The organism is Micromonospora sp. CNZ297, from assembly GCF_007827625.1.
Map to the genome: position 1 here is coordinate 86,453 of NZ_VISU01000004.1, position 14,574 is coordinate 101,026.

Genomic DNA, 14,574 nt, shown 5'->3' on the forward strand with positions numbered 1-14,574 from the left:
GCAGAACCGGCTCACTCCTCGCGCTCACGCTTCAGCCCGGACCGCGAAGCGCACCAGCGACACCGAACCGATGAAGCCGAGCAGCGAGAGCACCACCAGCACGGGCAGCGTGGTGGCGTGCCGGTTCACGGCGGCCTCCGCCCCCACCGCGGCGAGCATCGCCGACAGCAGCAGGTCGGCGCCGACGACCCGGTCGAGCAGGGACGGGCCGCGGTAGATCCGGGCCAGGGCGAGCAGCGCGGTGGCCGAGAACAGCACGGTCAACGCGACGGCGAGCAGGACTGTCACTGATGGTTCCTCCGTTCGGCGGGTTCGAGGTCGAGCCGGCGTACCTCGTCGGGAGATCCGATGGCGCGCACGATGCGCCGTTCGACGGCGAGCACGCGCTGGCGGCTCTCGGCCAGGTCGTCGGGTCCGCGTACGTCGAGCACGTGCACGTAGAGCACGCCTGCGGCCCGGTCGACGTCGAGGATCAGCGTGCCCGGCACCAGCGAGATCACCTCGGCGGTGAGCGCCAGGTTGAGATCGGTACGTACGCGCAGCGGCACCGCGATGATCGCGCCGCGCGGGCGGTAGCCGAAGCGCAGCGCCACGGCTGCCACGTGCACGCTGGCGCTGACCAGCTCCGCGACGAACGTCGCAGCGAACACCAGCAGCGCGCGGGGGCGTACCCGGCCACCGAACGTGACCGGCGGCAGCGGGAAGAACAGCAGCACCGCCACACCGATCACCAGGCCGGCGACCAGGTTGCCCCAGGACACGTCGCCCCACAGCAGCATCCAGGCGACGACCAGCCAGCCGAGCGCGACCGCCTGGTCCCGCCGCCGCCCGCCCCGCCCCACGGTCGGCACCGGCGCGTCCGGGGCGGGCGCCGCACGGGGTACGCCGGCGGGATCACCGGTCGCGCCCCCGCCCGGGGGCAGGTCGTCGGTCACGGCACGTCCCGGGGCAGGACCGCCCGCACGTACGGGGTGCGCTCGCGCAGGTCGGTGGCCGCGTCCGCGGTGACCTGGAACAGCGGCCCGGCCGCCAGCGTGAACAGCACGCCCAGCGCCACCAGGGCGGTGGTGGCCCCGACCATCATTCCGGGCAGCCGGGCCGGCGGGTTGGTGGTGGCCAGCCGGGGCGCCCGCCAGAACGCGATGTTCCACACCCGGGAGGCCGCGTAGAGCGTGAGCAGGCTGGTCAGCGTGCCGGCCGCGACCAGCACGGCGGGCAGCGTCCCGCCTGCGGCCACGCCGGCCTGGAGCAGGCCGAGCTTGCCGAGGAAGCCGGAGAACGGCGGGATGCCGGCGAGGTTCATCGCGGGGACGAAGAAGAGCACGCCGAGCATCGGGGCGATCCGCGCCAGGCCGCCGATCCGGCGCAGGTCGGTGCTGCCGGCGCGTTCCTCGACCAGGCCGGCGACCAGGAACAGCGTGGTCTGGATGGTGATGTGGTGCACCACGTAGAAGATCGCCCCGGACAGGCCGGCGACGCTGCTCAGCGCCACCCCGAAGATCATGTAGCCGATGTGGCTGACGAGCGTGAAGGACAGCAGCCGCTTCAGGTCCGACTGGGCCACCGCGCCGAGGATGCCGACCACCATGGTCAGCCCGGCCACCACCATCAGCAGCGTGGCGACCTGGCCGCCGGGGAACAGCAGCGTCTCCGTGCGGATGATCGCGTACACGCCGACCTTGGTGAGCAGGCCGGCGAAGACCGCCGTGACCGGGGCGGGCGCGGTCGGGTAGCTGTCCGGCAGCCACGCCGACAGCGGGAACACGGCCGCCTTGATCCCGAACGCGAGCAGCAGCGTCAGTTGCAGGGTCAGGCGTACGCCGGACGGCAGCGCGTCCAGCCGGCCGGCGAGCTGCGCCATGTTCAGCGTGCCGGTGGCCGCGTACACCAGCCCCACGGCGGACAGGAACAGCAGCGACGACAGGATGCTGACCACCACGTACGTCGACCCGGTCCGCAACCGCACCTCGGTGCCGCCCAGCGTGATCAGCACGAAGCTCGCGGCCAGCAGGATCTCGAAGCCGACGAACAGGTTGAACAGGTCCCCGGCCAGGAAGGCGTTCGTCACGCCCGCGGTCAGCACCAGGTACGTGGGGTGGAAGATGCTCACCGGCGCGGTCTCCCCGGTCTCCCCCCGGCCCTGGCCGATCGAGTAGAGCAGCACGCACAGCGTCACCGCCGAGGAGACGAGCACCATCAGCGCCGCCAGCTGGTCCGCCACCAGCACGATGCCCACCGGCGCCGGCCAGCCGCCCACCTGCACCACCACCGGCCCGAACCGGTACGCCTGCACCAGCAGCACCGCCGCCACCACCAGGACGCTGGACAGGCAGAGCACGCTTATCGACCGCTGCAGGCGGGGCCGGCCGGACAGCAGGAGGGTGAGCGCCGCGCCGAGCAGCGGCACCACCACCGGCAGCGGGACGAGGGCGCTCATGGTTTCTCACCGTCCCGGTGCAGCCGGCGGCGCGCCGGCTCCGGGTCGACCTGTTCCGGGTCCTCGTCCGGGCCCTCGCCGCCGAGGTCGGCCGTGGACACCTCGTTGCTCTCGGCGAGCCGGACGATCTGCCGGTCCTCCAGGTCGTCCTGCACCTCGTCGTCGCCGCTGGTGTACCAGCTCCGGTAGGCGACAGCGAGCAGGAACGCGGTCAGCCCGAACGTGATCACCACGGCGGTGAGCACCATGGCCTGCGGCAGCGCGTCGCTCATCTCGCCCTGCGAGGTGGAACCGACGAGCGGGGCGGCGCCGGACCGCCCGCCGAGCAGGATGAGCAGGTTCACGCCGTTGCCGAGCAGGATGATGCCGAGCAGGATCCGGGTCAGGCTGCGTTCCAGCAGCAGCGTGACACCGGCGGCGACGAGCACCCCGACCGCCAGCACCAGCACCAGCGTCGGCCCGGCCGCCCCGCGCGTCATGACTGACCCTCGCGCTGGACGACCAACCCGCGCCCCGCCTCGCCCGCGGCCTCCACGTGCCGGTCCACCTCGGCGCCCAGGCTCCGCAGGATGTCCAGCACCAGCCCGACCACCACCAGGTACACGCCGATGTCGAAGAACAGCGACGTGACCAGGTAGAAGTCACCGACCACCGGCAGCCACAGGTTGACCTTCACGCTCTGGAGCACCTCGCCGGTGAGCGCCAGGCCGAGCACGCCGCTGCCGACCGAGATGCCCAGGCCCGCGCCGAGCACCGTGCCGGCCCCGACCGGCGCCGCCTCGGCCAGCTCGTACCGGCCGCCGGCCAGGTAGCGCAGGGCCAGCGCGAGGCCGGCGACGAGCCCGCCGGAGAAGCCGCCGCCGGGGGCGTTGTGCCCGGAGAAGAGCAGGAACAGCGAGAAGATCAGTACGGTGTGGAAGATCAGCCGGGTGACCACCTCGAACACGATCGAGCGCCGCCGTTCCGGCAGCGTCTGCCCGCCGCGCAGCCACACCGTGCGCCGGTCCCCGGCGCGCAACGCGGCCGGTGGGGGACGGCGGGGACGCGGCCCGGTGCGGGACCGCTCGTAGATCAGGCTGGCCACGCCGGTCGCGGTGACCACGAGCACCGAGATCTCCCCCATCGTGTCCCAGGCCCGGATGTCGACGAGCGTCACGTTCACGACGTTGCGGCCGTACCCCTCGATCAAGGCCAGGTCCGGGAAGTCGGCGGAGATCGACGGCGCCCGCCGTGCCCCGGCCGCGGCCAGCGCCAGACCGGCCATCACCACACCGGCGGCGATCCCGATGCCGCGGCGGACCCAGCGGCTGCGGCGCAGCGGACGGGCCGAGAAGCGCTCCGGCAGCCGCCGCAGCACCAGCACGAACACGGCGATCGTCGCGGTCTCCACGAGGAACTGGGTCAGTGCCACGTCCGGCGCGCCGTAGAGGACGAACATCATCGCGGTGCCGTAGCCGGTCACGCCGACGAGCAGCATCGCGGTGAGCCGGCGGCGCGCGCCGACCGCGAGCAGCGCGGCGACCGCGATCACCACGCAGACCACGAGCTGGGCCGGGTTGTCCCAGGGCGCCAGGTCGACCCGCCACGGCGTGGTGGCGATCATCGCCCCGCCCGGCACGAACACCAGCACGAGCAGCACCGTGCCGAGGTACTGCGGCAGCGAGCCGCGCTGGGTGGCGCCGGTGACCTCGATGGCGAGCCGGTCGAAGGCGTGCGTCACCCACTCGTACCCCTGGTTGCCGCCCACCGGCGAGCGCAGCCGGGCCAGCGCGGGCGCCAGCGGGCCGCGGACCAGGTGCAGCACCACACCGCCGGCCAGCACGAGGGCGGACAGGCCGAGCGCCGCCGTGGGTCCGTGCCAGAGCGCCAGGTGCTCCTCGACCGGTCCGAACAGCTCGGCGTACGGCTCGAACAGGCCGCTCAGCCACCCGGCCGCCGGACCGGCGGCGAGCCCGGCCACGGCGAGCAGCGCCGGGGGTACGAGCATCGCGGCGGGCGGGCGGGCCAGCTCGGTGTCCGGCGTGCCGGGCCGGGTGCCGAACGCGCCCCAGAGGAACCGGATGCTGTACGCGACGGTGAGCGCGCTGCCCACCACCAGCACGGTCAGCACCAGCGGATCACCGGTGAACGCGGCGAGCGCCGCCTCCTTCCCGACGAACCCGAGCAGCGGCGGAACCCCGGCCATCGAGGCGGCGGCCAGCGTGGCGACGACGGCCAGCACCGGCGCGGTCCGCCTGACCCCGGACAGCTCCCGCAGGTCACGGGTGCTGGCCTCGTGGTCGAGGATGCCGACGACCAGGAACAGTGCCGCCTTGAACAGGGCGTGTGCCGCCAGCATCGCCACCCCGGCCAGCGCCGCCTTCGGGGTGCCCGCGCCGAACACCACTGTGAGCAGGCCGAGCTGGCTGACCGTCCCGTACGCCAGCAGCAGCTTCAGGTCGGTCTGCCGCAGCGCCGCCCAGCCGCCGATGACGAGCGTGACCAGTCCGGCGACCACGGTGACCGGCCGCCACCCGTCGACCGGGGCGAGCACCGGGCCGAGCAGTCCGATGAGGAAGATGCCGGCCTTCACCATCGCCGCCGCGTGCAGGTACGCGCTCACCGGCGTCGGGGCGGCCATCGCCACCGGCAGCCAGGCGTTGAACGGGAACACCGCGGACTTCGCCAGCGCCCCGGCGAGGATCAGCAGCACGGCGACGACCAGGTACCCGCCGCCGGGCAGCGGTGCCGCCGCCACCGCCGACCACCGGTAGCCCCCGGCGTGGTGGCCGAGCAGCAGGAACCCGACGAGCATTGCCAGCCCGCCCAGCGTGGTCACTGTCAGCGCCTGCGCGGCGGCCCACCGGCTGGACCGGCGCTCGGTGCTGTGCCCGATGAGCAGGTACGAGAAGACGGTGGTCAGTTCCCAGAACACGTAGAGCAGCAGCAGGTCGTCGGAGACGACGAGGCCGAGCATCGCCCCGGCGAAGGCGACCATGACGGCGGCGAAGCGGGCCAGCCCGGTGGACCCGGGCGGGAAGTAGCGGGCGGAGTAGACCAGCACCAGCGCGCCGACGCCGCCGACGAGCAGCAGCATCAGCCAGGACAGCGTCGTGACGCGCAGCGCCACGTCGAGCTGGAGCTGCGAGATCCAGGGGTACGTCTCGACCACCGCGCCGCCGTCGCGTACCGCCCCTGTGTGCGCCGCCGCCCAGACCGCTGTGGCGGCCGGGGCGAGCGCCAGCATCAGGCAGGCGCGCGGACCCCACCGGCGGACCAGCAGCGGGGCGAGCAGCGCCGCCACCAGGTGCACGATCAGCAGGACGAGCACGCGTACTCCCGGTCGAGGTGACAGCGCGCGAACACGCTGGTGTCACAACCGATCACACGCCACAGAGGCACCGAACCGGGCGGTTTTCCCCAAAACCCACCCTTACCTCACCGGCCCACCCGACGTGCGCCCGCCCGCCGCCCGGTGATCAAGGAGTTCGTGTCCGGGAACGCGCCGGCATCCACCGCAAACTCCTTGATCACCGGAGTGGGGGTGAGGAGGGGCGGGTGGGAGGGGTGGGGTCAGGGGGTGGCGTTGGGGGTGGCCAGCTGGCGGGCGGCGCGGTCCACCGCGCGCTGGGCGGCGACCAGGGAGCGCAGCGGCAGCCGGGCGTCCCGGCTCTCCCGGCGCTGAACGAAGTAGTGCACAGCGGCCCGGACCCGGGCGCGGTCGGCGGCACTCGACCGGGCGGTCGCGAGGATCATCTCGCGCAGCCGCGCGGCCAGCTCCTCGGCCAGCTCCAGATCGGGACCGTGCAGCGCGGCGCGGAGCGCGGCCAGTCGACTGTCGACCTTGCGGATGAGCACGTCGGTTCCGGAGCCCAGGCCTCGTTCCTCGACGGTCATCCACGCCTCCACCCCACGCCGCATCGCGAGTGAAGTTACTTTATGTTGCAGCCCACAAGCAAGCAGTTAAGTAAGACTTAACGGAATAATCGCCCATTCCATTCTTGGACTGCTGCGGGCGGGACGGAACGGTCCGGCGGCGGGCCGGATGTCACACCCGCGCGGCAGGATGGGAGCGTGGCGGACGAGGTGACCCCGTCGGGCCGGCCAGGCGGGTCAGGCGGGCAGGGCGGGTCAGGCGGGCAGGGCGGGCCAGGCCGGTCGGGCGGGGTGCTGGCGGAGTTCGGCGCGGCGACCCGGGAGTGGTTCACCGCGGCCTTCGCCGCGCCCACCCCGGCCCAGGAGGGCGCCTGGCGCTCGGTGGCCGTCGCCCGCAACGCCCTCGTCGTCGCGCCGACCGGCTCCGGCAAGACGCTCGCGGCGTTCCTCTGGTCGCTCGACCGGCTCGCCAAGGAGCCGCCGCCGGCCGATCCCCGGCGCCGCTGCCGGGTGCTCTACGTCAGCCCGCTCAAGGCACTCGCCGTCGACGTGGAACGCAACCTGCGCGCCCCGCTCACCGGCATCCGCCAGGCCGCCTCCCGGCTCGGCCTGGTCCCGCCGGACGTCACCGTCGGCATGCGGACCGGCGACACCCCGGCCGACGAGCGCCGGGCCTTCGCCCGCACCCCGCCGGACATCCTCATCACCACGCCCGAGTCGCTGTTCCTGCTGCTCACCTCCGCCGCCCGCGACTCGCTGCGCGGCGTCGACACGGTCATCGTGGACGAGGTGCACGCGGTCGCCGGCACCAAGCGCGGCGCGCACCTGGCGCTGTCCCTGGAACGGCTCGACGCGCTGCTGGAGCGGCCCGCGCAACGGATCGGGTTGTCCGCCACCGTCCGGCCGATCGACGTGTGCGCCCGCTTCCTCGGCGGCGCACGCCCGGTCGACGTGGTGCAGCCGCCGTCGAACAAGACCATCGAGGTCAGCGTCCAGGTTCCGGTGGAGGACATGACGCGCCTCGACGAGCAGGAGCCACCCGAGGACGATCTCGGCGGCCTCGCGCCCCGCCGCCCCTCGATCTGGCCGGCGGTCGAGGAACGCGTGTTCGCGCTGATCCGCGCGCACCGGTCCACGATCGTGTTCACCAACTCCCGGCGCAGCGCCGAACGCCTCTGCGCCCGCCTCAACGAGCTGGCCGCCGAGGAGGTCGAGGCGGCGTCCGCCCCGGAGGGCAGCCGCGTGGCCCGGGGCGGGGAGCCGGTGCGCGTATCCGATCTGCTGCCCGGCGCCGACGGCCCGCCAGCCGGCGACGGCGCCGGGCCGGTGCGTGCGCCTCGGCAGCCGGCGGAGGTGATGGCGCAGTCCGGCGCGGCGGCCGGGGCGCCGGCGGTGATCGCGCGGGCGCACCACGGCAGCGTGTCCCGGGAGGAGCGCAAGCAGATCGAGGAGGCGCTCAAGTCCGGCCGGCTGCCCGCCGTGGTCGCCACGTCCAGCCTGGAGCTGGGCATCGACATGGGCGCTGTCGACCTGGTGGTGCAGATCGAGGCCCCGCCGAGCGTGGCGGCCGGGCTGCAACGGGTCGGCCGGGCCGGGCACCAGGTCGGCGCGGTCTCGCGCGGCGTCGTCTTCCCCAAGCACCGGGGCGATCTGCTCTCCTGCACGGTGGTGGCCGAGCGGATGGGCGCCGGGGCGATCGAGGAGCTGCACTACCCGCGCAACCCGCTGGACGTGCTGGCCCAGCAGATCGTGGCGATGGTGGCGCTGGAGCCGTGGCGGCTCGGCGACCTGGCGGTGCTGGTCCGGCGGGCGGCGCCGTTCGCGGAGCTGCCCGACTCGGCGCTGCACGCGGTGCTCGACATGCTCTCCGGGCGTTATCCGTCCACCGCGTTCGCCGAGCTGCGGCCGCGCCTGGTCTGGGACCGCACCACCGACGTCCTGACCGGCCGGCCCGGCGCCCAGCGGCTCGCCGTGACCAGCGGCGGCACCATCCCCGACCGGGGCCTGTTCGGCGTGTTCCTGGCCGGCGCGGAGCGGGCCGCGCGGGTCGGTGAGCTGGACGAGGAGATGGTCTACGAGTCCCGGGTGGGCGACGTGTTCCTGCTCGGCTCGTCGTCCTGGCGGATCGAGGAGATCACCCCCGACCGGGTGCTCGTCTCCCCCGCGCCCGGTCAGGCGGCCCGGATGCCGTTCTGGAAGGGCGACCAGCTCGGCCGCCCGGTCGAGCTGGGGCGGGCGATCGGCGCCCGGGTCCGGGCGCTGCTGCGGCAGTCCGACGCCGACGCGGTCGCGGCGCTGCGGGCCGGCGGGCTCGACGACTGGGCCGCCGGCAACCTGATGAACTACCTGCGCGAGCAGAAGGCGGCCACCCGGTCGCTGCCGGACGACCGGACGGTGGTGGTCGAACGGTTCCGCGACGAGCTGGGCGACTGGCGGCTCGCCGTGCACTCGGTGCTCGGCGCGCGCGTCAACGGGCCGTGGGCGCTGGCGATCGGCCGCCGGCTGGCCGAGCGGTACGGCGTGGACGCCCAGGTCATGCCCTCCGACGACGGCATCGTGGTGCGCCTGCCGGACACCGCGGAGACGCCGCCCGGCGCCGACGTTGTCGTGTTCGAGCCGGACGAGATCGCCCAGCTCGTCGAGGAGTCGGTGGGCACATCGGCGCTGTTCGCGTCCCGGTTCCGCGAGTGCGCGGCCCGGTCGCTGCTGCTGCCCCGGCGTGACCCCCGGCGGCGGCAGCCGCTGTGGCAGCAACGCCAGCGCGCCGCGCAACTGCTCGACGTGGCCCGCGAGTACGCCGACTTCCCGGTCACGCTGGAAGCCGCCCGCGAGTGCCTCCAGGACGTCTTCGACCAGCCCGCCCTGGGCGAGCTGATGCGCGACCTGGCCGCCCGCAAGGTACGCCTGGTCGAGGTGGAGTCCGAGCGCCCGTCGCCGTTCGCCAGGTCACTGCTGTTCGGGTACGTCGGCGCGTTCCTCTACGAGGGCGACGCGCCGCTGGCCGAGCGGCGGGCCGCCGCGCTGGCGCTCGACTCCGGCCTGCTCGGCGAGCTGCTGGGCCGGGTCGACCTGCGGGAGCTGCTCGACCCGGAGGTGCTCACCGAGACGGCACGCCAACTGCGCTGGCTCACCGAGCAGCGACGTCCCCGCGACCCGGAGGACGTGGTCGAGCTGCTGCGCGTGGTCGGTGACCTGAGCAGCGCCGAGCTGGCCGAACGGGGAGTGCCGGAGTCGTGGACCGACGAGCTGGCGGCGGCCCGGCGGGTGCTGCGGGTCCGCATCGCCGGCGAGGACCGCTGGGTGGTCGTCGAGGACGCCGCCCGGCTGCGTGACGCGCTCGGGGTGGCGCTGCCCGTCGGGGTGGCCGAGGCGTACCTCGCGCCGGTGGCCGATCCGCTCGCCGACCTGGTCGCCCGGTACGCCCGCACGCACGGCCCGTTCGCGGCCGCCACCTGCGCGGCCCGGTTCGGGCTCGGCGTGTTCGTGGTGGAGCAGGCGCTGCGGCGGCTCGCCTCGGGCGGCCGGGTGGTCTCCGGCGAGTTCGCCCCGGACACGGTGGGCTCCCAGTGGTGCGACGCGGAGGTGCTGCGCATGCTGCGCCGTCGCTCGCTCGCGGCCCTGCGCCGGGAGATCGAGCCGGTGCCGCCGCGCGCGCTCGCCGCGTTCCTGCCCCGCTGGCAGCAGGTCGGCTCGTCGGCCCGGGGCGTCGAGGCGGTCGCCGCCGCCGTCGAGCAGTTGCAGGGCGTGAGCGTGCCCGCGTCCGCACTGGAACGCCTGGTGCTCCCGGCCCGGGTCGCCGACTACTCCCCCGCCCAGCTCGACGAGCTGTGCGCCGGCGGCGAGGTGGTGTGGGCCGGCGCGGGCGCGATCTCCGGCGGCGACGGGTGGGTGACGCTCGCGTACGCCGACGTGGCGCCGCTGCTGCTCCCGCCGCCGGAGGAGGCACTGACGCTGACCCCGCTGCACGAGTCGGTGCTCGACGCGCTCGCCGACGGGCAGGCGTTGTTCTTCCGCTCGCTGTCCGACCGGGTCGGCGCCACAGACGACGCCGCGCTGTCGGGCGCGGTGTGGGATCTGGTGTGGGCCGGTCACCTCACCAACGACACGCTCGCCCCGTTGCGGGCCGCGCTCGGCGCCGGCGGGGCACACCGGTCCCGGCCGTCGGCGCCGCGCACCCGCTACCGCCGTCCGGGCCGGGTGGCGCTGCCCAGCCGGGGCGGTCCGCCCACGATGGCCGGTCGCTGGTCCCGGCTGCCCGGACGCGACCTCGACCCCACCCGCCGGGCCGCCGCCCTCGCCGACCTGCTGCTGGAACGGCACGGCGTGGTGACCCGGGGCGCGGTCGTGGCCGAGCAGGTCACCGGCGGCTTCGCCGGGGTCTACCCGGTGCTGTCCGCGATGGAGGAACGCGGGGCGGCCCGGCGCGGCTACTTCGTCGAAGGGCTCGGCGCGGCGCAGTTCGCGGTGCCCGGCGCGGTGGACCGCATCCGCGCGCTCGCCGACGACACCCAGCGCCGGGGCGGTCCGACAGTCGTGCTCGCGGCCACCGACCCGGCGAACCCGTACGGCGCGGCGCTGCCCTGGCCGGAGCGCGTGGTCGACTCCGGCGACGGCGCGGCACCGGCCACCGGCCACCGGGCCGGGCGCAAGGCGGGCGCGCTTGTCGTGCTCGTCGGCGGTGACCTGGTGCTCTACGTGGAGCGGGGCGGCCGGACGATCCTGTCGTTCACCGACGACACCGACACGCTCGCCGCGGCCGGCAAGGCACTCGCCGACGCGGTGCACTCCGGTGCGCTCGGCGCGATCTCGGTGGAACGCGCCGACGGCGAGGCCGTGCACGCGTCCCCGCTGCGCGACGCGCTGACCGCCGCCGGTTTCCGCGCCACCCCGCGCGGGCTGCGTCTGCGCGGCTGACCGCCCGGCGTTACGGGGAGCGGGCACGTAGGGTGGGCCGGTGGCCTCGATCCGGGTACGCCAGGCGCGCGACGAGGACCGTGCCGCGCTGACGGCGCTGCACGAGCGGGAGTGGGGCGGACCGATCGTGGTGGTCCACGAGCTGCGCCTGGCGCGGCAGGTCACCAGGGCGGGCGACGAGTGAACGGCATCCCGCGGTGTGTCTCGCTGACCACCGACTACGGGCTGTCCGACGGGTTCGTGGCGGCGTGCCACGGCGTGCTGGCCCGGCTCGCCCCGGCCGTCCGGGTGATCGACGTGACGCACCTGATCCCGGCGGCCGACGTACGCCGGGGCGCGGCGGTACTCGCACAGACGGTGCCGTACCTGCCGTGGGGCGTGCACGTGGCGGTGGTCGACCCGGGCGTCGGCACGACGCGGCGCGGGATCGCGCTCGCCGCGCCCGGCGGGCTGCTGGTCGGGCCGGACAACGGGCTGCTGGTCCCGGCCGCGGAGGTGCTCGGCGGAGTGACCGAGGCGGTGGAGCTGACCAACCCGGACTGGCTCGGCCCGGTCGTCTCCCGCACGTTCCACGGGCGGGACGTGTTCGCGCCGGTGGCCGCCCGGCTGGCGCTCGGCGCGCCGCCGGCCGAGGCGGGACCGGCAGTGGACCCGGGCACGCTGGTCCGGCTGCCGGAACCGGTGGTACGCGCCGAGCCCGGCGGCTTCAGCGCGGAGGTGCTGACCGTCGACCACTTCGGCAACGTCCAGCTCGCCGCGCCGGGCACGCTGCTCGACGGCCTGCCGTCCCGGGTGCTGGTGAACGGCCACGAGGCGGTCCACGGCCGTACCTTCGGCGACGCGGAACCCGGCGCCCTGGTGGTCTACGTCGACTCCGGCGCCCAGGTCGCGATAGCGGTGAACACCGGCCGAGCCGCCGACACCCTCCGAGCCACCCCAGGCGCCCTGGTCACCATCACCCGTCTCCCCCGCGATCTTGCAGTTGATGCCCCGGCATAACGGGCGAATGCCCCCGGGGCAGGGCCGAAACTGCAAGATCGCGGAGGAGAGCGGGGACGGGCGGGGACGGACGGGGACGGGGGCGTCAGCAGCGGGGGACTGTGCCGCCGTAGATCGAGGACAGGTACGCGTGGCTGACGTAGTTGCCGCCCACCAGGCGGTACCACCTCGTCGTCGTGCGGTACGTGCCGGCGATCCGCTGCCCGGTCACGTAGCACTGCACCGGCACGTGGGCGTACGTGGCGGCCAGGCCCCGGCTCGCGTAGGAGGTGCTCGCCCCGGCCCGCAGGTTCAGCGGCCCGGAACCGACCACCGCCCGCGCCCCGCCGCCGGTCCACAGCAGCGTCACGTCCACCCACGCGTTGTCGGTGAGCCGCAGCCCGTCCCAGAACGTCCCGTCGGCCAGGTCCAGCCCGGCCGGGTTGCGGACGGTACGGCCGAACTGGTCGCGCCCGCCGTTGTAGCCGTTCTGGTACGCCGCCTGCGCCTCGGGCAGCCCGCGCGGCAGGTCCTTCCAGTTCTCCCTGATCGACGCCGGGTTCCACCAGTCGTCGCGGGTGTTCCACGGGCCGACGTCCCACACCGGGGCGTACTCGCAGCGGCTGCCGTTCGTCGTGCAGACCTTGACGGTGTAGTCGCCGGTGTTGCGCGGGGACAGGCCGCGCCGGGTGGGCAGCGCCGCGAAGTGGTCCCGGGTACGCACCGTGTGCCCGTTGGCGGTGATGCCGCCGACCAGGCCGATCCGGGTCGCGTACACCCGGTACTTGAGCGCGGCGGCCGGCTGGACCGCCGTGGTGGCGACCTTGTCGGCGGCCAGGGTCAGGCCGGTGACGGTGGCCTCCGACGCGCTGCCGCTGGTGGTCATCACGACGCGCGCCTGCACCCGGCTGACCGGTGCGTCGAACACCGCCTCGGTGGCGTCGCGCCACTCGGTCCAGCCTCGGCCACGCCAGCCGCGTACCTGTGCCACCGCCGTACCCCCGTCGCCGGTGCGGGCGGCGAACTGTGCGCGTACCCGGGTCGCGGGCCGGTCCAGGGTGCGCGGCGCGGACAGCAGGATGCCCTCGGCGACCGGTCCGCCGACGGCGGCCGGGCGGGTGCGGGCGTTGGGCCGGGGGTCGGCGAGCCGCAGGCGGCCGGACCGCCAGGCGACGTTGACGTCGTCGCCGCCGGCGACGGCGAGGTCGACGGACCAGCGTTCGGGGCCGGGCGCGGCGGCGCGGGCCGGTACGGCGGTGGGCGGGGGCGCGGCCGACGCGGGCGTGCCGGGCAGTCCGGCGGCCACGGTGAGCAGGGCGGTCAGGGCGACGACGGTACGACGTCGTGTATGTGCCATGGGCATCTCCTCAGAACCCCCTGATCGTGGCGTTTCCGCAGATCAAGTGGAACCTCAGTACAAATAGCGACACATGCGAATTCTGCTCGGCCGGGGGACAATGGCCGGGTGCCCGAAGGCGACACCGTCTGGAACACCGCACGCGTCCTGCAACGCGCGCTCGCCGGGGCCCGGCTCACCGGGTCCGACTTCCGCGTGCCGCAACTCGCCACCACCGACCTCACCGGCTGGGCCGTGCGCGAGTCGGCCAGCCGGGGCAAACACCTGCTGCTGCGCCTCACCCGCACCGACGCCGAGCCGTGGACGCTGCACTCGCACCTGCGGATGGACGGCGCCTGGCGGGCGTACGCCCCGGGTGAGCGCTGGAGCGGACGGCCGGCGCACCTGATCCGGGTGGTGCTGCGCTCCCCCGCCGCCGTCGCCGTCGGCTACCACCTGCACGAGCTGGCGCTGGTGCCGACCGCCGAGGAGGAGTCGCTCGTCGGCCACCTCGGCCCGGACCTGCTCGGCCCGGACTGGGACGCCGACGAGGCGGTCCGCCGGCTCGCGGCCGACCCGGACCGCACAATCGGTGAGGCGCTGCTCGACCAGCGCAACCTGGCCGGGGTGGGCAACCTCTACAAGTGCGAGGTGCTGTTCCTGCGCGGCGTGTCGCCGTGGACGCCGGTGGGCGCGGTGCCGGATCTGCCGGGCACCGTCGCGCTGGCCCAGCGGCTGCTCGCGGCCAACCGGGGCCGCTGGACGCAGAGCACCACAGGAGTGCTGCACCGGGGCGGGACCAGCTACGTCTACGGCAGGCGGGCGCAGCCGTGCCGCCGCTGCGGGACGGCCATTCGCAAGGAGGAACTGGGCGAACGGGTCACCTACTGGTGTCCGGCCTGCCAACCCGGCGTGGAACTTCCACGAAACGCCCAAGATCGGCCGAGATAGGGACGATTGGGTACTTCCGCCTCACCCCTGTGACGTCGCATGCTGCGGTGGACCGCTCACGGATCGTCAGCAGCGCGTACGCCCGCCACGCCGGGGTGTCGGC

The 14,574-nt window shown here is 74.7% G+C and carries 11 protein-coding genes; 4 read left to right on the forward strand and 7 right to left on the reverse strand.

What is annotated here, in order from left to right:
- Nucleotides 1-24: 24 nt before the first annotated feature.
- The 6 genes from FB454_RS09290 to FB454_RS09315 all read right to left on the reverse strand — a co-directional run bounded on the left by FB454_RS09290 (nucleotide 25) and on the right by FB454_RS09315 (nucleotide 6,313).
- Entirely contained in the window at nucleotides 25-288 is a 264-nt protein-coding gene (locus FB454_RS09290; protein WP_145822816.1) for a monovalent cation/H+ antiporter complex subunit F, read from the reverse strand.
- Nucleotides 285-935: a Na+/H+ antiporter subunit E gene (locus FB454_RS09295; RefSeq protein ID WP_013284714.1), complete on the reverse strand. Its 651-nt coding sequence runs from the start codon at nucleotides 933-935 to the stop codon at nucleotides 285-287. The genes FB454_RS09290 and FB454_RS09295 overlap by 4 nt, the downstream gene beginning before the upstream one ends.
- Complete coding sequence (locus FB454_RS09300) at nucleotides 932-2,437, reverse strand: Na+/H+ antiporter subunit D (protein WP_013284713.1); 1,506 nt, start codon at nucleotides 2,435-2,437, stop codon at nucleotides 932-934. Before FB454_RS09300 ends, FB454_RS09295 begins: the two co-directional genes overlap by 4 nt.
- On the reverse strand, nucleotides 2,434-2,916 hold the full coding sequence (locus FB454_RS09305; protein WP_013284712.1) for a Na(+)/H(+) antiporter subunit C: 483 nt from the start codon (nucleotides 2,914-2,916) through the stop codon (nucleotides 2,434-2,436). Before FB454_RS09305 ends, FB454_RS09300 begins: the two co-directional genes overlap by 4 nt.
- Nucleotides 2,913-5,747: a Na+/H+ antiporter subunit A gene (locus FB454_RS09310; RefSeq protein WP_145822817.1), complete on the reverse strand. Its 2,835-nt coding sequence runs from the start codon at nucleotides 5,745-5,747 to the stop codon at nucleotides 2,913-2,915. The genes FB454_RS09305 and FB454_RS09310 overlap by 4 nt, the downstream gene beginning before the upstream one ends.
- Before the next feature lie 242 nt (nucleotides 5,748-5,989).
- On the reverse strand, nucleotides 5,990-6,313 hold the full coding sequence (locus FB454_RS09315) for a hypothetical protein (protein WP_013284710.1): 324 nt from the start codon (nucleotides 6,311-6,313) through the stop codon (nucleotides 5,990-5,992).
- Between the two features lie 270 nt (nucleotides 6,314-6,583).
- On the opposite strand from FB454_RS09315, the gene FB454_RS09320 reads away from it, so the two are divergent.
- From FB454_RS09320 to FB454_RS09325, 3 genes are read left to right on the forward strand one after another with little or no spacing between them, the layout of a single operon-like run.
- Nucleotides 6,584-11,206, forward strand: coding sequence for an Lhr family helicase (locus FB454_RS09320; protein ID WP_145822892.1), 4,623 nt, complete (start codon nucleotides 6,584-6,586; stop codon nucleotides 11,204-11,206).
- Between the two features lie 40 nt (nucleotides 11,207-11,246).
- Complete coding sequence (locus tag FB454_RS34820) at nucleotides 11,247-11,390, forward strand: hypothetical protein (RefSeq protein WP_186461565.1); 144 nt, start codon at nucleotides 11,247-11,249, stop codon at nucleotides 11,388-11,390.
- Nucleotides 11,387-12,205 (forward strand): SAM-dependent chlorinase/fluorinase, encoded by an 819-nt coding sequence (locus FB454_RS09325; RefSeq protein WP_145822818.1) that lies wholly within the window; start codon nucleotides 11,387-11,389, stop codon nucleotides 12,203-12,205. Before FB454_RS34820 ends, FB454_RS09325 begins: the two co-directional genes overlap by 4 nt.
- An 85-nt stretch (nucleotides 12,206-12,290) precedes the next feature.
- On the opposite strand, the gene FB454_RS09330 is transcribed toward FB454_RS09325, so the two are convergent.
- A complete protein-coding gene (locus FB454_RS09330) occupies nucleotides 12,291-13,541 on the reverse strand; it encodes a hypothetical protein (RefSeq protein WP_114919707.1) in 1,251 nt (416 codons plus the stop codon).
- Nucleotides 13,542-13,649: 108 nt separating this feature from the next.
- Between FB454_RS09330 and FB454_RS09335 the strand changes: the two genes are divergently transcribed.
- On the forward strand, nucleotides 13,650-14,471 hold the full coding sequence (locus tag FB454_RS09335; RefSeq protein ID WP_145822819.1) for a DNA-formamidopyrimidine glycosylase family protein: 822 nt from the start codon (nucleotides 13,650-13,652) through the stop codon (nucleotides 14,469-14,471).
- Nucleotides 14,472-14,574 lie beyond the last annotated feature (103 nt).